At 56.5% G+C, this 17,593-nt stretch carries 19 protein-coding genes and 1 tRNA gene; 3 read left to right on the top strand and 17 right to left on the bottom strand.

Features of this window, described 5'->3' with window-relative positions:
- Positions 1 to 119: 119 nt before the first annotated feature.
- Positions 120 to 1,754: a potassium channel family protein gene (locus tag HMUK_RS04595; protein ID WP_015761943.1), complete on the bottom strand. Its 1,635-nt coding sequence runs from the start codon at positions 1,752 to 1,754 to the stop codon at positions 120 to 122.
- Between the two features lie 357 nt (positions 1,755 to 2,111).
- Here HMUK_RS04595 and HMUK_RS04590 point away from each other — a divergent pair, with 357 nt between their 5' ends.
- On the top strand, positions 2,112 to 3,041 hold the full coding sequence (locus tag HMUK_RS04590; RefSeq protein WP_164731977.1) for a halocin C8-like domain-containing protein: 930 nt from the start codon (positions 2,112 to 2,114) through the stop codon (positions 3,039 to 3,041).
- A 607-nt stretch (positions 3,042 to 3,648) separates the two neighbouring features.
- Here HMUK_RS04590 and HMUK_RS04580 read toward each other — a convergent pair.
- Positions 3,649 to 4,704: a tyrosine-type recombinase/integrase gene (locus HMUK_RS04580; RefSeq protein ID WP_015761940.1), complete on the bottom strand. Its 1,056-nt coding sequence runs from the start codon at positions 4,702 to 4,704 to the stop codon at positions 3,649 to 3,651.
- A 127-nt stretch (positions 4,705 to 4,831) separates the two neighbouring features.
- Between HMUK_RS04580 and HMUK_RS04575 the strand changes: the two genes are divergently transcribed.
- A complete protein-coding gene (locus tag HMUK_RS04575) occupies positions 4,832 to 5,026 on the top strand; it encodes a hypothetical protein (protein ID WP_015761939.1) in 195 nt (64 codons plus the stop codon).
- A 116-nt stretch (positions 5,027 to 5,142) separates the two neighbouring features.
- A complete protein-coding gene (locus tag HMUK_RS04570; RefSeq protein WP_015761938.1) occupies positions 5,143 to 6,165 on the top strand; it encodes a hypothetical protein in 1,023 nt (340 codons plus the stop codon).
- A 256-nt stretch (positions 6,166 to 6,421) separates the two neighbouring features.
- Here HMUK_RS04570 and HMUK_RS16620 read toward each other — a convergent pair whose 3' ends face one another.
- The 15 genes from HMUK_RS16620 to HMUK_RS04515 all read right to left on the bottom strand — a co-directional run bounded on the left by HMUK_RS16620 (position 6,422) and on the right by HMUK_RS04515 (position 17,575).
- A complete protein-coding gene (locus tag HMUK_RS16620) occupies positions 6,422 to 7,267 on the bottom strand; it encodes a S1 family peptidase (protein WP_015761937.1) in 846 nt (281 codons plus the stop codon).
- A gap of 149 nt (positions 7,268 to 7,416) precedes the next feature.
- Positions 7,417 to 8,322 (bottom strand): hypothetical protein, encoded by a 906-nt coding sequence (locus HMUK_RS04565; protein WP_015761936.1) that lies wholly within the window; start codon positions 8,320 to 8,322, stop codon positions 7,417 to 7,419.
- On the bottom strand, positions 8,315 to 9,130 hold the full coding sequence (locus HMUK_RS04560) for a hypothetical protein (protein WP_015761935.1): 816 nt from the start codon (positions 9,128 to 9,130) through the stop codon (positions 8,315 to 8,317). The genes HMUK_RS04565 and HMUK_RS04560 overlap by 8 nt, the downstream gene beginning before the upstream one ends.
- Positions 9,127 to 9,684, bottom strand: coding sequence for a hypothetical protein (locus HMUK_RS04555; RefSeq protein ID WP_015761934.1), 558 nt, complete (start codon positions 9,682 to 9,684; stop codon positions 9,127 to 9,129). The genes HMUK_RS04560 and HMUK_RS04555 overlap by 4 nt, the downstream gene beginning before the upstream one ends.
- A 26-nt stretch (positions 9,685 to 9,710) precedes the next feature.
- Positions 9,711 to 9,899, bottom strand: a complete 189-nt coding sequence (locus tag HMUK_RS04550) for a hypothetical protein (protein WP_015761933.1) — start codon at positions 9,897 to 9,899, stop codon at positions 9,711 to 9,713.
- Entirely contained in the window at positions 9,899 to 11,743 is a 1,845-nt protein-coding gene (locus HMUK_RS17845) for a hypothetical protein (protein WP_015761932.1), read from the bottom strand. Before HMUK_RS17845 ends, HMUK_RS04550 begins: the two co-directional genes overlap by 1 nt.
- 4 nt (positions 11,744 to 11,747) lie before the next feature.
- A complete protein-coding gene (locus tag HMUK_RS04540; RefSeq protein ID WP_015761931.1) occupies positions 11,748 to 12,164 on the bottom strand; it encodes a hypothetical protein in 417 nt (138 codons plus the stop codon).
- Positions 12,161 to 12,487 carry a hypothetical protein gene (locus HMUK_RS04535; RefSeq protein WP_015761930.1) on the bottom strand — a complete coding sequence of 109 codons (327 nt, stop codon included), beginning with the start codon at positions 12,485 to 12,487 and terminating at the stop codon, positions 12,161 to 12,163. The genes HMUK_RS04540 and HMUK_RS04535 overlap by 4 nt, the downstream gene beginning before the upstream one ends.
- A gap of 117 nt (positions 12,488 to 12,604) precedes the next feature.
- Positions 12,605 to 13,099 carry a hypothetical protein gene (locus HMUK_RS17065; protein WP_126967117.1) on the bottom strand — a complete coding sequence of 165 codons (495 nt, stop codon included), beginning with the start codon at positions 13,097 to 13,099 and terminating at the stop codon, positions 12,605 to 12,607.
- A gap of 63 nt (positions 13,100 to 13,162) precedes the next feature.
- On the bottom strand, positions 13,163 to 13,597 hold the full coding sequence (locus HMUK_RS17060; RefSeq protein ID WP_126967118.1) for a hypothetical protein: 435 nt from the start codon (positions 13,595 to 13,597) through the stop codon (positions 13,163 to 13,165).
- Between the two features lie 31 nt (positions 13,598 to 13,628).
- Positions 13,629 to 14,303, bottom strand: a complete 675-nt coding sequence (locus HMUK_RS17055) for a hypothetical protein (protein WP_015761929.1) — start codon at positions 14,301 to 14,303, stop codon at positions 13,629 to 13,631.
- A gap of 175 nt (positions 14,304 to 14,478) precedes the next feature.
- Complete coding sequence (locus HMUK_RS04530) at positions 14,479 to 16,023, bottom strand: hypothetical protein (protein ID WP_223270930.1); 1,545 nt, start codon at positions 16,021 to 16,023, stop codon at positions 14,479 to 14,481.
- A 592-nt stretch (positions 16,024 to 16,615) separates the two neighbouring features.
- Positions 16,616 to 16,765 (bottom strand): hypothetical protein, encoded by a 150-nt coding sequence (locus HMUK_RS17495; RefSeq protein ID WP_015761926.1) that lies wholly within the window; start codon positions 16,763 to 16,765, stop codon positions 16,616 to 16,618.
- Between the two features lie 312 nt (positions 16,766 to 17,077).
- Positions 17,078 to 17,181 (bottom strand) — tRNA-Arg (locus HMUK_RS04520).
- Positions 17,182 to 17,281: 100 nt separating this feature from the next.
- Positions 17,282 to 17,575, bottom strand: coding sequence for a hypothetical protein (locus HMUK_RS04515; RefSeq protein ID WP_015761925.1), 294 nt, complete (start codon positions 17,573 to 17,575; stop codon positions 17,282 to 17,284).
- Positions 17,576 to 17,593: the final 18 nt, after the last annotated feature.

Here is a 17,593-nt window from a genome sequence, read left to right as displayed (position 1 = left end):
TGCAGCCGTCAGCTCACCGGGACACCGCACGCTCCGTATCATACTGCCGGCTGTAAGTCTGTATAGAATTTCGCGACCCCCTTGTCGCGAATACCTTGAAACAGTTACAGCCGGCAGTATCAGTCGAAGATGGCGCGGAACCGGTCGACGCTGTCGTCGGTACCGGCGACGACGAGGTCGTCGCCCTCCGCCACGTGTACGTCCGGGCCAACGTCGGTGATCACGTCGCCGTTGCGTTCGACCGCGACGACAGTACAGCCCGTCCGAGCCCGGACGCGCGCCTGTCCGAGCGTCTGTCCGGCGAGTTTGTCGGCCGCGGTGCGGACGATCTCGACTTGCTCGTCCATCGAGATCACCTGTTCGTCGGCCAGGATCGTCGAGGCGAGCATCCGGCCGCTGATCGTCGCCAGCGAGAGGACGTAGTCCGCACCCGCGCGGTACATCTTCTGGACGTTCTCGGTCTGTTCGGCACGGGCGATGATCTCCACGTCCGGGTTGAGGTCGCCGACCACGAGCGTGGCGAACTCGGTGTCGGTGTCGTCGGACAGCGCGAGCACGACGGTGCGAGCGTCCGCGATGCCGGCGGCCCGGAGTTCGTCCGGTTCGGTCGCGTCCCCGACCACGTCGACGCCGGGCTTGTCTTCGTGGTCGAGGACGGTGTAGTCGATCCCCGCCCGGTCGAGGGCCCGTGCCGTGGTCCGTCCGACTTCGCCGTAGCCGACGACGACGGTCTCGCCGTGGCCGAACTGGCGGACGCTCGACAGCGTCATGTCCTTGAGTCGCTGGAGCTGTTCCTCGCGGCCGGCCACGAGCAACACCGTGCCGTTGTCGAGGATCGCCTCCGGCGAGGGCGGGCTCTCGAACTCGCCCTGGAACCACGCCCCGATGACGTTGACGCCGGACTCCTCGCGGATCTTGCTGTCGGCCAGCGTGCGGCCGACGAGATCGCTGCCGCGGTGGATCGGCAGCTCCGCGATGTCGAAGTCCTGCCCGATCTCGATCGTGTCGCCGACGGCCGTCGAGACGCTCGTCGTCACCTTCCCGGCGAGGCTCTCGCCCAGCAGCCGACGCGGCGACACGACGTGGTCTGCCCCGGCGAGGTCGTGGTAGCGCTCCCGGTCTGGCTCCTCGACGACGCTGACCGTCGAGACGCTGTCGTCGACCTCGCGGGCGGTGAGGACGATACTCGTGTTCACTTCGTCCGCGGCGTCGGCGACCAGCGCGCGGGCGTCTGCCAGCCCCGCGTTCCGTAGCCCCTCGACCGACTGTGGGTCCGCGTGGATGACGCGGTGGCCGTCCTCGTAGAGGTCCGTCGCCCGCTCGCGGTCGGACTCGACGACGACGTGATCGACTCCCCAGGCGTCGAGTTCGCCGACGAGCGTCTCCCCGCGGGGCGTGTAGCGACAGATGACGACGTGGTCCTCGATGTCGTTCTTGACGGTCGTCGGGACGTTCGTCGAGATGGCCTCCTCGAACAGCGGAAAGAGCAGCGCCGGGAGCGCCAGAAAGATCAGGACGACGCCGGTGAGGTCCATCACCGTCACGAGCAGGAGCATCTCGGGGCTCTCCCACTTGGCGTCTGACCCGTACCCCGTCGTCGTGAACGTCTCGACGACGACCTGGAGAGCCTCCAGAAACGTCCGTGGCCGACCGTCGAACGCGCTCATGCCGTAGTCGTAGACGAGCGTAAAGCCCAGCATGACGCCGATCAGCCCGACGACGTACAGCGCAGTCCGTCGCTTCCAGGAGTCCATCTACTCCAGTCTTATCGACCTCGGTAAAAACGGTTCTCCCTGCACCGAGGGTAGTGTTCAGATAAGCGACCGCGCTTGCTGAGTTACAGACACCGAAAGCCCTCGCGTCGCTCGATTTGTGGCGGCACTATTCGAGCGGAGAGAGAATATCCGCCACAGATCGGGCTATAGTAGCCATTGAAAATCAATGCACACCCGACCGCACGACGGCAGTGCGATCACTGTGTAAATCATTTCAATTGTTACTATAGCGGGCCAGGGCTTTCCGTGCCTGAATGACGTTACTCTCTCTTATCAGAACACTACCGTTGCTCAAGGACAAAAATTTTTATATATATGCTAAAAGTAATATTGCGGATGAGAAACTCCAACCAGGACAGTTTTGGTCCCGAAACGATGAACGACCGAAAGAGGAGAGACGGCCCGGCGAAGTCCGAGTCCACCGGCCAGAATTCTAGTTCTGGAAGTATAAATCGTCGTAAGGTTCTGAGCGGTATCGCCTGTAGCGCTGCTAGTTTGGGGATGCTCACCGGTACCGGAGCCGCTCAGGCAAATCCGGCCGGATTTGAAAAGACGACGCTCGAACCACCGAAATCCGCGAAAGTCCTCGGTAGACTCAAACGGACCGACGAGTTTCGAAGCCTGCGTAAGCATGTAACTGACGAGTTGGATGGAAAAGTTCGATTTAGCGTTGCACATGCGACAGTCCTCGAAGTCAGCGGGGAAGATGCAGCGGGTCGGAAAACAACCAAGCACTTCGCGTATTCGCCAATCAAGGGTACGTCGGGTGATGAGGCCTATGCGACAATCGGTATCGACGCAGAAACCGAGGAAGTCATCGTCGCCGGTGCCGAAGTAGTCGATAGGGGAATGACCACCCCCGAAGAGTATCCGATCCAGTTCGACGAAGTCGAAGGAAAAACCGCTACCGTCTCTAAGGAGATCAAGTTAGTTGACGCGACCGGCGAAGAAGTTACAACCGCCACGGTCACGAACGAGGATTTCGACAGAATCAATGCTGGAGTTGACTCGTCCGACAGTGGCGTCTCAACTCAAGGCTACACCTGTGATCTCTGCAAGACCGCTGTTAACGCGATCTGCTTCGCTACGTGTGGGGCGCCGGTCTGGTTCTTGTGCGGTCTGATCGGCGTCGGTTCTGCAGGCATCGGTGGATTCGCCTGTGGGGCGTTCATTGCTGTGGTCTGTACGCTGATCGCAGTCTATGGATGCACCACCAGAGGAGTAGACAAAAAGATATGTTCCGACCGGCGTATAAACATATGTTGAAAATATAAATTACGTCCTATGAATAGCGCGTCCCTCGGCCGAACGGTCGGAGTGTATTTGATCTTCGTATTGATAGCACTTGCACTCCTATACGTCATGAACAGGTTCACGACGGTCCCAAGCAACATCAGAGTCGCCATCTCGACAGCAGTCGCTGTGGGAGTGCCGACACTCGTGGTGTCGTATTTGAACTACGTCTCGTGACATCGCGGTCGAAGCGGCATCTCAAATTCTAGCGCTGCTTTTTGGATTAAAACAAGCTAGCTTGGATTCCAGGATCAAAATTCAGTAGTAGCGGCCTTATTGGATTCTTCAAACGATAACAGGAGCCAACAGTTGTGCTGAATACAGAGAGCGACTCGCACACTTTCTCAAGTACGGCAATAAAAAGCTACTGAGCATCCTCACGAAAGCAATCACTCTGAAACGCGCTCGTAGCGAGTCGGTAACTCCGAACCGATTTTCGGTGGGTTATCCCCGTCAGAGTCGTTTACAGAGTTGTTCGAGTTGGTATGCCGAGAAGAGTAAGCAACCGACAGTTTCGGGACGGGCACGGTGGGAACCTGCTTTCCGACAGTTCGCGATGTGGATTGTAGTAACATGGGTATCACACGTCCGGGAGGAAGTCGCTGCGCTGTTCGGCCTGTTCGCGGTTCGATCGACGGTCGTAGTGTCGGTCGAGAATGTCCTCGCTCGCGTTCAGTCGCTCCTGGACGATCTTCCGGGGGACGTCTTCTCGACGGTAGTAGGTGACCCGGCCACTCCGAACGTCGTGGGGTGACCGAGCTGACGGACACTTGCTCGCGTGATCGAGATGCGTTGCCTCGCACTCGTCGAGATCTCGATCGTGGGGACATTCCTCGCCGCGCCAGCACGGGCGAGTGACCCGATAGAGTGTTCTCCGGTAGGTGTTCCCGGCGACACGACCGTACTCGCTGGTCAGCAGAGGGTCCCGGCCGTGATCGTCCGTCACGTCGGGACGGTGGAACTCGATGTAGTCCTCGATGAACGCAGCCGTCTTCTCACTGATCCGGTTCCAGCGAGTGCCGCTTTTCTGGTTCTTGAGTGGAGTACCGGTTTCCGGTCGGTGGACGAAGTGAACTGCCGGGCCGGAGAATCGGGGATGGTCGCCATCGAGATCGAGATCCTGTAGGTCGAGGCCACGGATTGCGCCCGTTCGGCCACCCGTTTCCCAGAGCAGGGCGATGATGATGTGGTCGCGGCTTCCGGGCTGGGACTTCTCGAGATACTCCAGAATATCGAGCGCTCGTTCGGGGTCGAGGGTCGATTCCGATACGTCTTCACCGCCTTTCATCGCCGGGAGCGACAACTGTTCGTAGAGATCTGGCTTCACGGAATCAATCTCGCCAGCGAACTTGAGGAAACTCCGAAGCGTGGCGAGTTGTCCTTTCAGGGTGACCTTCTTGATAGGCTCTCGACCGTCGCCGTTGCCCTCTCGCCGCCAGATCCGATATTTGTAGAGATCGCGCCCGGTGAGATCGTTCAGGTTCTCGATCTCCTCTTCGTCGCAGAACTGGATGAAGGCACGAAGCCGGTGTTTGTTGCTCTTCCTGGTCGACTCCGCCAGTTCGTCGACCATCGCATCGTGGTACATCTCAACGGCTTCGACCGGCGAGATGGGTTCGAGATCCGGGTCGGGCATATGAGTTGCTAATTTAGCTACTTGGTAATAAGCTTTTGGCAACTAAGCAAGTTAGCAACTGGGCAAGTCAGGAATTAAGCAATTGGCTATCCACTACGTTAGCAAGATGGTACAGCCGAGTTTCAATATGGAGCAGGAGCTACTCGACGAACTCGATAGTACACTCTCCTACGGTGATTCTCGATCTGGCTGGGTCAGGGACGCGATCAAGATGAAGCTCGAAGTCCTGGAGGAGATCGACGAGCTGGACGAAGAGATGACTGACGAGGAACGGCGGGAGTTCGTCGTCGAGGCCGTTCGGCAAGCCGTCGACGAGGAATAAACGGTATTTTCCAGTACCCACTTGGGGGTGGGTCGGTGGGTGGGTTGAGTCGTTGAAATTCCTGAGTGCTTTCTGGTACACGAAAACTCATAGTGGTTAAATAAAATGGTATCAGTGTGTATCAGTTTACTCCGGACGAAATCGATAGCAGTCGAGCCAATCACCAGGCTGTCATTCAGGATGCAGACAATATCGATGCGAAGCGGATCGGGAACCTCGGGGAGATCGCGTTCGAGCAGTTTTGTCGCGAGTACCTGCCAGCAGAGATGTGGGAGTGGCAGAACGAGGATGCGATCAGACGATGTAACGCGGAGAGTTTCGCAGGACACGATTTCGAGGTATTCGACTACGAAGTCGACGTGAAGACCTCTCGCGACGTGTCGGCGTTTCTCCCGAAGAATCTGATCGAGATGGATTCAGCTGACGACATCATCGTCATGGTCTGGCACCGGGACAACGAGGATAGCCTGATTCTGCTCGGCTGGGAGCACGTCGCCACGCTCGAGTCGAAAGTCGAGACTGAGGAACAGTTCTCGGGCGACACGCCAGCGAAGCTCGACCACCTCGCTGCTCGGCCGATGAACGACCTCCAGGACCTGGGGCCGAACACGGCGAACATGAACCAGAAACCGGAGAATCCGTTTCAGCCGGGCGATCGTGTCGAGAAGCGGGAGGACGAAGATGCATCGGTCGGGGTCGTCGTCGAGGTGCTACCGCCGGAGACACAGATCGAACTATTCGGGCAGAAAATGGACGGCGAAGCTGTCCGGGTAGCCTTCCCCAGCTCGCTCGACGAGGGACCGGGCGATTGGCGAGACATCGAGCCAGCACTGTTGTCCTCGTACTGCGACGACCAGGACGTTAGCCTCTACACGTACAAGCACGAGAACCTGAATTTCGCAGAGAATCCGTACACTGTCGGTGATTACGTCGTCAAGTCGTCACACGACGACCCGAACCCCGCGGTGGTTGTCGGGATCGACGGCGACGAAGTGAGCGTCGTCTACGAAGGTCCGACCGGAGAGGAAGTTGCACCGGCCAATCTTTCTGATCACTGTGACGACGAAGACCTGAAACAGTATCAGTACTCACCTGACGAGTTGGAGTTCACCACGCTCGAGGAGCACGGCGAGGATTAGACCTCTATCGTCCGATAATTCTCTTCGACCTGTTCCACTGGTTCTTCGATTTTGCGTCCGCACGCCACACACTGGAGTCCGATCCGACTGCCGGGGAGCGTAACCGCCTCGATCGTCGCATCACACCCAGCGGGGCAACATAGCCATTCATTCAGGGACATCGGATATGGACCAAGGATATGGAGTGGTAAAAGTGAGGGCCAACGCCGGAGTGAAAGTGAAACTAATCTGGGCCACAAAAAAGCGGGGATAATATTCAATTATTTTCTTGATCATCTAGTTCTTCAATATCTGTATCTTTTAAGAATAGAATCTCTTCTATCAGTTCTGCATACCAGGTGGTATTTAATTCTAACATCCTCTCATCATCTTTATCGACTGTAGATTGTTGTAAGGTAGCAGAATGCACTCCGAGCAATTTATACGCTGGTCCCCAAAGATCAAGACCACCATGTATAATGAGAGTTTCCGGGCCAGCCACCACAGGGCTTCCACTTGTTCCAGGATGCATCCGGGCATCAGTTAAAAAAATAGGATTCCCATCGAACGGAAAACCGTATTGAGTAGAAACGACGGCGTTTCTTGTCACAGGGAACCCATATTGTTGATCTACATAGTCTCCTGGATAACCGACTACTTGTGCTCTATTACCTGGGAGAACCCTATCTTTTTCTGAAAGAATCGAATCCTCGTTGTAGGCCAGACTTCCGGTTTCAACGGGACGCTCTTCATCAATTCCAATCCTATGATTGACACAATCTAATTCAAAATCTAGAGGCAGTACAGCTATGTCTGCATCGTGAATTGGATGCGTGAACCAACTCTTTCCTTCCCCTTCATTTAGTGAGATATCGTGATATTCTCGATCTCCTAAGGAGTCAACAGGACGTGTAAATATTCGAATAGAATCTGGATCTTGTACCTCATCATCGTCAGGTGAAACCACGTGTCTGTTAGTCACTAGATATGTTTTATCATCACTATTATAAAAAAACCCAGTAGCGTGTCCCTGTTGCCGAGGAAACCGGATTTTAGTAATAGTCTGGTAAACTGGATTTGCTGATGGATCATACCATTCGGATAGTTGATTCTTCATCCCCATCTAATGTTTAACAAGATTCATATTTATATCTATCACCGCTAAAGCAGGTTGGTATTTTACTCATTCCTATATTCAGGCCCGCCTTCTTTTAACTTACTGAGTAATTCAGACCAATCGATATCCTTTTCGAAAAGCCCAGCTTGAAGATTCTAGGTCCAAGGAGCCGCGTCATCGGGATCGTAGCCGGTGGCTTTTTCGATTTCCTCTAGACTCCCACCAAACAACTGATCTGTGGGTGTGTCGGCATCAGCAGGCCAGTGTTCGAAGAAATTAGCAGATTTCTTCGAAGTCTTGTATATTGCCAGCGTGGAGAGTCGCTTACGCTCTGGATGAAGGTCCTTACCGGTATGGACGACGACAGCCTCTAGGTCGACGTTGAGCTTTGCGTACCGCTTCGCCAGCGGAGTGTACTGCTCGGCCACTTCTCGCCGGTTCGTCCGAGCATCGAAGTGGGTCGATCCTTCGTCGATCAGGATTGCTTTCGGTCGGTCGCGATGCTCGAGGAGTTGCACGGCGAGATCGTGGGCCGACGTGACGACGATATCTGTCTCATTCCAGGTGCGAACATTCGACAGTACGAGGAGATCGTCGCGATCGAGCGCACGCAGCTGAATTAGCAGGATCGCCGTGTTCGTTTTGCCGGTGTTCGGGTTCCCGGCAGCAGTGATGAACGCCGGAGCGCCGTTGTTCTCTATTTCCTCGAGCAGCATCATAGGGAGCCGTAGCGCGGAGGCATCGAGATCCTGTTCGGTGACGCCGACGATGTGGGACATGATCGAGCCGTTGCCCTGGGCGACGGCTTCGGTTGCAGTCCCGGTGATTTGCTTCGAGGCAAGCACTTGGCCGAGCGACGTACCTTCGAACGTCCTTGACGAAGTGGGAAGTTCGTCGGCTTCTCGGAACGCAGTCTCGAGGAACGACAGCGCCGCTCGGTCCTGGGTATCGTCGACGATCCCGGTATGCGGAAGGAGACGATCGTCGCCGTCGAGATCGCCACGGACCTGCTCGTAGAGCTTCGCCGCAGTGAGCAAGTGTTCGTCGACGCCATCAGTCATCGGCGGGCGCACCTCCGTTCCCAGCTCCGGCGAGATCAGCAAGGTCTTGGTCGAAGTCGATACGAACGCCAGGGGTTTCGGACTCCTGCGAGTCCTCTTCAGTCTCGCGAATCTTCCGCTCGAGACCGAACTGCTCGATCGCGTTGTCGATCTCGTCGGTCAACCCCTCTCCTTCGTCTGGAAGGGTCCCACGTTCGAACATCGAGACGATCCGCAGCACGGCCTTCCGGGTGGCATTGCGGATGATCGTGAACGCCTGGGCTTCGATGGCGAAGCCACGCTTCGCGTCCTCTTCGAGTTGGCCGCGACACTCCTCGACGGCCTGGAGCGTTTTCATCAGCTCTCGGTCGGACATGGTACCGCGCCAGGTGCCCTCGACGGTCTGCTCGTCGAGATCGACCTGCTTTCCAAAGGCGAGATCGGGACTCACCCAGTCGAGTTGGCCCTCGGTGATCGTCCACTCGCTAAATCGCTGGCCAGGAACGCGGAAGATGCCGCCCTTGGTGTAGCGAGCGTCGACGTCGACGAGCCAGACGTACGTCGGTTCCCACAACAGCGACCGGACCTTCTTGCCGGTCGGTCGCCCGACGATCGGGACGATGATGATAGCTGTGAGGCCGATGATCTTGAGATTGCGCGGGAGTTCGTAGCCGATGACCGACGCGAGAATGAACAGGCCGAGACCGACACCCGACGCCAGAAGCGTCAGGTTCTCGGTCAGCCATCGGAACGCACGGAACCACCGGGATCGACTCGGCTCCTGGTCCAGTTCGGCGGGCTGTTCCTGTCCGGCTTCAGGGTCGCTCATGCGACGCGCTCACCTCGTTCGGTCGTACCGACCTTGGCGGCGACTGCTTCGTACAGGACGGCGACCACGACGCCGAGAGCGCCGCCGAGTGCGGCGTCACGAACGTCCGAAGCGGTCCACGGGCCGTCGACGATGAAGCCCGACTGCTTGCGGATGTAGTACGCTTGCTCTCGTTCGAGACTGTCGTCAGTCCACATCGAGACGGCGGACGAGGCAGTAATACGCACGGTCGTCCTGGTATCGGCCTCGACGACGACGGACCGGAACGAGATCGAGCCGGACTGACTGCTTGTATCCGGAGCTGCGGAGAGGGTGACGGATTTGAACTCGTCCGAATAGAACTCGATGACGAACACGCCGTCCTCGACGCTGTAGTCGACGACACCGACGTTCTCGTCGATCACGAGTTCGTAGTTCGAGGGACCGCCATCAGGACCTGACGGATCCGCTGGAGTTGCTGTGTTGCCGGCGGTCTGTTGACCGATCGAGACGCCAGCTAGGACTGTACTACAGACGAGCAGGACGAACGCGATGCTAACGACGTTGTGATTCATGTCTGAAACCGGGTAGGGGAATGGTGTTACCAGAACTGCCACGAGGCAGTTAGTTGTGACTCTATCCAGCCGATCGCATCGTCGACGAGTGGCGAAACGAGATCTACGGCTGGGCCGATCACGGGGACGCCCATCGCCTCGAGGCCGAACCCGAGCAGTGCGATCGCGGAGACGGGTTTCATCGGGATCGCTTTCAGCACCAGCCAGTAGACCATCAGTACCGACCTCCGTCGTCGCGGTTTCGAAGGAGTAGCATCCCGCCAGCGAGGGCGGCGATGATCCCGAGACTCGTACTGTTGCCGAACGCGAACCCGCCAGCGCCGCCACGCAAGTTCTGCTCGCGAGCTTCCCACTCGGCGCGCTCCTTGTTGAGTTGTTCGTACAACTCGACCAGCTGCGTCACGTTGATGTCCGCAGTGTCGTAGGTCGTCTTCTCGATCGTCACGTTCTCTCGGCTTTCGCCGTCAGTCGTCTCGATCGAGTCGACCGTGAACTCGCCGTCGAGTTCGACGAGTCGATCAGCGGTGACCACGAATTGCGGGCCGGTGATATTGGCCGTGTCGTAGGTCGTGTTGACCTCGAACTGGCCACTCGCCGGGTTCGACTGGGACATGAGCACACCAGTGTGCGTGGTGCCGTCAGCGGTCGTGACGTTGAACTCGCCCATCGTGTCCATGGCTTCGGGGCTGTTGGTGCCGAGCAGCGTCAGCTGGGCAGCAGACCACGACTGGTATTCGTTACCAGCACTGAAGTCGTTGGACAGCACGTACGGATCGACGAGATCGGTGTTGTTGATCTCGCCCGACTGGTACTCGTCGTACGTGTTCTCGACAACAGTGTCCATGTCGTTCTGGACCTGCGTGTTCTGGGACTGGATTTCGGACCACTTGGCCTCGTACTCAGCCAAGTCGATGGCCTCAACATCTTCGTAGTCAGACGTGGGGCCAGTGAACGTTACACCGTACACAGTGTTGATATCGCCCACGGAGTCCTCCCAGTCAACGTAACCAGAAGTCATCGTCAGAGTACCAGCCTCTCCCTTGTTGTTGTGGGTGGCGTCGGTACTGTCTCGCTGCACCTCATCGAAGACGATCGTACTCGCAGAGACCGTAGTACCATTCGACAGCGTCAGCGAATTACTGCCAACGTTGGCGAAGTAGGGGAACTGCTCGTAATCACCGTTGGCACCCATCGTACCATTGAGGTACGTCGGGGCGGTTCGCTGGTAGACGGCTTCCTCGTTTTGATCGAGTGATTCGTTCACAGCGACACCGCGGTTATACTCGTAGTTAGACACCTGCAGATTCCACTTGGCGATGAGGTTCCGCTCGTGAGTGGAGTAGTAATCAGCGACGGCGTTTTTGGCCTCAGTCTTGGCAGCAGCCTTGCTGCTGCCATTGTTCAGCGCCCGGACGTAAGCGTTCTTGCCGATGATCCGAGCCTGCGTCTCGGTGTCCTGAAGGTAGTTGTCGAGCGTGGTCTGGTAGACGTCGCTCGAGGCTTTTGCATTCTGACCAGACTGGTACAGATCGATCTTCAACTGTTCAGCATCAGTCTGACTGGTGTCAACGCCATTATCCACCGGCGGAGTGCAGTCCACGACCTCGACCATCGGGTTGGTCATCGAGAACAGCTTTTCGTCTTTGTTGCACTGGAGATCAGCGTCACCACCAGTGTGGCCGATGATGTACGGAACGTCGATCCCAACATCGGACTCAGCCATGAACTCAGGCTCACCACTGTCGTGGATCGTCACCTCGACGGTGATGTTGTCGTAGGCACCTTCGTTCATGAAGACGATCTTCTCCTCGGTACCGGGACCTAGCCGTTTCTGCGCGAGCAGCGTCTTTTGGCCAGACCGACCAGTCACCTCGGTCGAGGAGACTGTGACCGTGAAGTCGCCAGAGATGTTACTCTGGTCGACTACGACCCCTTGCGGCCCACCAGTGAACTGGTGGGAATACTCGTTATCCGACTGGGCAACTGCCGGGGCCGGGATAACGGACCCGACGACGAGCAGCGCCACGAGCAGTCGGAGCGCGTTCTTGTGTCCGATCATGGATCTACTGGACCGCGACTCCCCAGGAGAGGATCGTCGCACCGAACGCCAGCTGCATCCCGAGCGGGTCGCCCAGACTGAGGAGGAAGTCGTTCACTTCGGTGACGTACTGCTGGCCGAGGATCACACCCGGGCCGGCGGCGATCGCGACCTGCTCCCAGCGCTCGTAGTGTTCGAAGCGCTTGGTCTCGCTGGAGGCGAACGCCGCAGCGAAGGCTCCGAGCGATACCATGATTGCGTGCTGGTTGGTGAGGGTGTAGCCACCAGAGTCAGCGAGCCAGGTGAGCGTCACGTCGGAGATGCCGCCGAACTGGTAGAGACTGGCGAGGATGAAGCCGACCGACAGCATCGCCGGAAGGCTCCGGATGTTCATGTAGTCGCTCGCCATGTCCGACACGCGGTTCTTGTACTGGCTGCTCATCGGTCGAACCTCGCTTCCTTGGGGTGGTACTCTTGTTCCTCGCCGTCGTCGTTCTCGAAGGTCTCGGTGTCCTCGGACATCCGAACGCCCATCGTACTGCCTTCGACGAGCGCCGCGATGATCTGGTTCTTGAGCTGGTTGTTCAGGTACATCGGGCGGCCGTCCAGCTCGACCACACCGTTGTACCCAGCGTTCAGGTTCAGGCCGGTGATCGTGCCGACCACCTCTTGGCCGGGATCGAGATCGATCCGATCGGTTCCGCCGTCGTCCGTGGTGGTTTCGGTCGGTTCGAGATCGTCGAAGGAGTCGGGTTTACTGGGCATTGCTACACTGTATCTTCAAGATCCGCCCAAAAACCCTTGAGTACAAATAGAAGTATGGCTAAGTTTTATAAAGTGGGTTATGGGTATGGCTGTATAGTCGCACAGAAAATAGAATAATCAGGCACAAGCGACCGTCTGCCAACCATTGTTGGGCGGTTCGTCGGTGTCCCTCTGGGAGCGAAAGGCAAAATCTGAATTGATATAGTACCAAGCAGAGAATACTTCACTACCAAGATCTGTTCCACCTTCCTCGTTTTTTCCAGATGAGTAATCAGCAGATATACGGGTGGTAACAAAAAATCCGTTATCCAATTCTTGATATACACTACTATCCCAGCCATCAAAACCAGAGAAGTTATCTCCACTATCATTAATCTCTGCTTGAACCCAAGCCTTCTCAAACTTCAATACAAAACCCTCTACATTATTTCTTGTTATTTCTCTAGGAAAGCTAGGATATTTCCCATCAGGTCGAGCAGAAGCGTCACAATCTTGGGTTACTGTTGGCACATTTCTGCCGTCTGTACTTCCTCCAATTTTATTAATACACCCTGAAAGAGAAACTATGGATAGGAGCCCTACTTTTTTAAGCAGGAGTCTTCGACTTGCCATGATTGCTATGATGTGCGAAAGAAAGAAAAACTTTAGGACCTATTCTTCTATTTATGGTCTATTCTAATCAACACTATATTCTAACTTTAATTCTCCATCAGAGCTAATATATGCGGTGACAGAAACTCTTTCTGAGATTTGTCCACTGTCCACTGGTACTGACAACTTTTCCATTTCACCACTATCACTCCGCACTCGGATTATTGCGTGATCAGATGTTGCAAGCCTCGCTGAGTTCGACAATTGCTCAGAAACAGAATATCGCTTGTTTGTTTCTGCATGATCTGGTATCTGATCTAGTCGTGCCCCATGAAGTGAATGCTTGTTATTATAAATAACTTTGTCACTCGTTCCTATTTCTATTCCGATATTTGCAACTTTATCAGAATGGTTGTATATGCCTATCTCTTGTTTATTATCATCTCTCTCTGAATCTGTCTGAGCAGATCCAGTACTAACATAGCCAGCGGACAATGCGCCAGTTCCAACAAACTTCATAAACCGTCTTCGGTTGTGCTCTTGACTCATTTTAATTTTTCACGAAATTATCTTCAGTACATTGTGAATACCTTGCTTCCCAACCTTCTCCATCCCATCTGTCTTTATTCACGTATACATTGCAGTTGTTATAGTCTGTATCTCCGGTAATACCTATTGGGGTTATAGTATTCCCCTCTGAATGATGGAATATATATCCAGAGTCGTGGGCTACTTTATCATCATCCTCATTTTCCATATTGGATACGAGCGCATGACCAAGCTCTTCTAGGAGGGTATCAACTGAATCATGCTTTGTTTCGTATCCATATTCTTCATATGAATCGAATTGGACCAATTTTTCTCCTACACAGGCATAGGCGTCATCTCCTCCACCAAGTCCACCGGTGGTACCATACGTAACCAGTAGGTTACAGTCTGTTGCGATCTCCGATGGCTCATTACAATCTAACCATTCCCTGAACCAGTGTAGCAAATCATCATACCATGTTCTATAACTATGGCAAGGCATTGGGCCCTTGAATGGATCATTTGCGTACTCAACCGGAGCGTCAACAATAGAATCGGAAGCAGTGGCGTCCACACTGTGATTATCCGAGCGGTTGAATGCGCCCTCGATGAATTCTATTGCCATATCTCGGGCGTCAAACCCATCATTACTATGCGCCTCTTTTGACGTGTATACCGTTACATCAAATGTTGCCATGGGATTGCTATCCAGTTCGAACACATGATGGTGAAGTAATTAATATGGGGAAACAGGATAATATATGCGAGATGAGTATATTTAATACAACCAATAGACAATGTTTTATATATAACTAATATATGATATTTTATATATAGGTATACTACTATTTTAACTAGTGAGTGAAGCCTCTCTAGATCGAATTTAACCCTCGAACGTGTTCAATAACTACTAAACTTTCTATAACCCATGGATGCTTGATCCCCTGTTTCACAAGATAGCCGGCCATCTTTCGACCAGCATTAGGGCCGCCGATCGCGACGTTTGTCTTCTCACAACGCCAGCGAGTCACGTCGTCGCGCTCCGATAGAACCGACTCTTCGTACACTCGTTCGACGGGCAACTTCGTCTCGACCATCGTCACGCCGTTACCGGAGGAAGCGGGATACTCCTCTTCACCGACGGTGATCGACTTGACTTGCCACTCGGGCGGCCGCTCGAAGCCGACGGGTACACTTCGATCGATCCCGGCCTCGATCTCGGCTAGGACCTCGCGAGCGTCCGGTGGCAGTTGCAGCTGGCCCAGTATCTCGGGTGGGTCTGCTTCGGGGTTCTGTTTGAGGTATTCCTCGATCGCCAGTCGCCAGCGTCGACGTTGTGGTCGTTCACCGACTGTCGCACCTGCTCGAGCGGACGGCCACCGCTCCTTGAGCTGTTCGACGCGATCGACGAGGCCGCCGTCGGCGATCGCTGGGCCGTCGTTCGGAGATCGGGCAGCTGTTAGTGTCTGGTCCTGGTCGATCCCGTGGGGACTGCCGCATTCAGCACACTCAAGTTCATATCCACGACGTGTCGAGGGGATAATCTCTTCAGCGTGATCGCGGTCCTGGTCGCACTGTGGGGACTCAGCGCGTTGTCGGCAGGCGTCAGCAGTGGCGGCGTGTTTGGCAGCGTCAGAGCGTGAGACCGTCTTTACGTTGGCCGCGTTGACTGCGCTGGCCCACGCGACGTACTCTATCGGCCGCTCGAGGAGATCGACGGGCTTGATGGCCGCGTAGCTGGCACAGTACTCAGCCAGGTGTTCCACCTCGTCAGCGGCCTTCACCTCGATGGCTTTCTCGAGGGCGTGTGCAGTCTCACCGGCCCAGTCGCACGTCTCGACGTGTTTTTCGACGACAGGCTGGAAGTCTGTCGCGTCCACCTCGCCGTCGACGACGATCACGATGTGGTCGTGGCCATAGCAGTGGTTCAGGCCACCGCCGCGTTCGCCCGCGTGTGGCTCGCTACGGCGGTCGTACTGCCAGTCGTCACCGAGTTCGTAGCCTTTCGAGCGCATGGTGTTCCGGAGAGTGTGATACACGTCCTGCCAGCTCTCGCGACGGACCCGTTCGTGTTCGACCGGACCGACGCGATCACCGTTCGGGACGCTCGAGGCCGATAGCGTGACGAGGGCCACATGGGGATTCTCGAAGTCGGGTTCGGTGTACTCTCCGGATGGTCGTTTGCCACCGCAAAGTTCCCGGAGCCAGCCTTTCATCTGGGCGTAGTAGCGCTTCTGGTAGCTGGCGAACCAGCGCGTTTCAGCCTGTACGGACCACTCCTGATACTCCGGATCTGACGGACGACCTTTCTCGAGATTCACTGTCGTCCGGCGGGTATCGGCGTAGTCTTCGAGCGTTCGGAGTACGGCGGTTCCCCAAGTGACGGCTTCCCGGCGGACGACCTCCTGGCCTTTCACTGGGTCGTCCCACTCTCGTGGGGCGGATGATTCGTAGCTCTCCGTGAACTCTCGGGTGTACTCCTCTCGGAGTCGTTCGCCATGGGTTGTCGACAGGCGGAGGTGAGCACGGTCGGAGTATTCCTCGTGGAACTCTGAAACGCGCTCGTACGGAGTGGGTAACTCCGAACCGATTTTCGGTGAGTTACCCCCGTCAGAGTCGTTTACAGAGTTGTTCAAGTTGGTATGCCGAGAGCCGCCGGTGGTGGGTTCGTCCGTAGACAAGGTTAGAATGAGTCAGAGTTCGCAGAGTCCTCGGAGACGAGACCGCTACCGCGACCGCGACCGCCTGACGAATGCCCCCTGCGCTTCGCTTGGGGGCGTGCGCTCCCGGCGTCGGTCGGACCCCCATGTGAGGGGGTCGCTCCCTCCGGCCGGTCGCTCGTGGTGTTCGTCGAGTGTTGGCTACGAAGTCGCTGCTCGTAGTCCTCGACGAGATCGTCGATGTGGCAGCCGCGACATTTGCCCAGCTGGGCGGGATCACTCTCCTCGTGGTTGATGCAGATCTCGCCGCAGTCCTCGCAGTCGTAGTGAACGTACTCGGACCAGCAGGTCATCGGTAGTCACCTCGCTCCTGGTTAAGCGGCGGATACTGCTCGGGATCGCCCCCAGTTCGACAGACTGGACAGAGATCAGTCTGGTCGGGATCACGCTCGACGATCGTGACGCCGCAGTCGTCGCAGACGTAGGCGGTCCCGTTCATCGGGAACCACCGTCCTTGACCTCTTCGATCGCCTGGCGAACTTCTCGGTCAGTCGCTTCCAGGAGGCGAGACGCGCGGACGAACTCGTTGGGATCGAACGGCCAACTCTCGCGAGACGGAGAACCATCGGGAGAGATCACGCCGACCACCTCCCGGTAACAGAGTATGCCAGACGGCGGAGGGGTGCGTTCGCACCTGTGTTGGGCACCAAATTCTGGCTCTCAAATCGAATTCGAGAACCGTCGAGAGAGGATGACGAACGGCTTGATAACCGTGTTATCCGGGAAAAGTACGGAACCGACGGTTTCGGGACGGGCACGGTGGGATTCGAACCCACGACCGTCGGATCGCTTCCACCGTCACGGCCGTGACGGCGTTAGAAGTCCGACGCTCTATCCGGACTGAGCTACGTGCCCTCGTCGCCGCGTACTCCCCGGGCAGTCAAAAGCGGTACGACTCGGACTGGCGGCCGTCGCGTCGTCCGGGGCGGTGACCAGCGACGGGCGGTCGGGCGTCTCACCCCTCCTGGTCGATGTCCTCTTCGGCTTCGTCGGGGTAGATTCCGATCGCGTTGGTGGTCTCGACGGCGGCCAGTCCGTCGATGGCACAGACGTCGCCGACCTGCTGGTGTGGGACGCGCACTTCGAGTTCGCCGAACTGGAGGCGGCGCTCGACGGTCGCGTCGGCGGCCCGAGCGGCCGCGGCGACGGCGTCGGGATCGGTCTCGTCGTCGGGTTCGAGGACCAGCCCGACCGATTCCCCCTCGATGGGGTCGTCCCGGATCGACCGGACGGCTCTGGAGACGTACATGGCGGTGGCCTGGCACGC

The organism is Halomicrobium mukohataei DSM 12286 (assembly GCF_000023965.1).
Taxonomy (GTDB): Archaea; Halobacteriota; Halobacteria; order Halobacteriales; family Haloarculaceae; genus Halomicrobium; species Halomicrobium mukohataei.
Note: the sequence above shows the minus strand (reverse complement) of the source record. Positions and strands in the feature narration are given on the sequence as shown.

Coding starts and splice junctions, on each gene's coding strand:
- HMUK_RS04595 (WP_015761943.1), bottom strand. CDS start 1,754: ATGGACTCCTGGAAGCGACGGACTGCGCTGTACGTCGTCGGGCTGATC.
- HMUK_RS04590 (WP_164731977.1), top strand. CDS start 2,112: ATGAGAAACTCCAACCAGGACAGTTTTGGTCCCGAAACGATGAACGAC.
- HMUK_RS04580 (WP_015761940.1), bottom strand. CDS start 4,704: ATGCCCGACCCGGATCTCGAACCCATCTCGCCGGTCGAAGCCGTTGAG.
- HMUK_RS04575 (WP_015761939.1), top strand. CDS start 4,832: ATGGAGCAGGAGCTACTCGACGAACTCGATAGTACACTCTCCTACGGT.
- HMUK_RS16620 (WP_015761937.1), bottom strand. CDS start 7,267: ATGGGGATGAAGAATCAACTATCCGAATGGTATGATCCATCAGCAAAT.
- HMUK_RS04565 (WP_015761936.1), bottom strand. CDS start 8,322: ATGACTGATGGCGTCGACGAACACTTGCTCACTGCGGCGAAGCTCTAC.
- HMUK_RS04560 (WP_015761935.1), bottom strand. CDS start 9,130: ATGAGCGACCCTGAAGCCGGACAGGAACAGCCCGCCGAACTGGACCAG.
- HMUK_RS04555 (WP_015761934.1), bottom strand. CDS start 9,684: ATGAATCACAACGTCGTTAGCATCGCGTTCGTCCTGCTCGTCTGTAGT.
- HMUK_RS04550 (WP_015761933.1), bottom strand. CDS start 9,899: ATGGTCTACTGGCTGGTGCTGAAAGCGATCCCGATGAAACCCGTCTCC.
- HMUK_RS17845 (WP_015761932.1), bottom strand. CDS start 11,743: ATGATCGGACACAAGAACGCGCTCCGACTGCTCGTGGCGCTGCTCGTC.
- HMUK_RS04540 (WP_015761931.1), bottom strand. CDS start 12,164: ATGAGCAGCCAGTACAAGAACCGCGTGTCGGACATGGCGAGCGACTAC.
- HMUK_RS04535 (WP_015761930.1), bottom strand. CDS start 12,487: ATGCCCAGTAAACCCGACTCCTTCGACGATCTCGAACCGACCGAAACC.
- HMUK_RS17065 (WP_126967117.1), bottom strand. CDS start 13,099: ATGGCAAGTCGAAGACTCCTGCTTAAAAAAGTAGGGCTCCTATCCATA.
- HMUK_RS17060 (WP_126967118.1), bottom strand. CDS start 13,597: ATGAAGTTTGTTGGAACTGGCGCATTGTCCGCTGGCTATGTTAGTACT.
- HMUK_RS17055 (WP_015761929.1), bottom strand. CDS start 14,303: ATGGCAACATTTGATGTAACGGTATACACGTCAAAAGAGGCGCATAGT.
- HMUK_RS17495 (WP_015761926.1), bottom strand. CDS start 16,765: ATGAACGGGACCGCCTACGTCTGCGACGACTGCGGCGTCACGATCGTC.
- HMUK_RS04515 (WP_015761925.1), bottom strand. CDS start 17,575: ATGTACGTCTCCAGAGCCGTCCGGTCGATCCGGGACGACCCCATCGAG.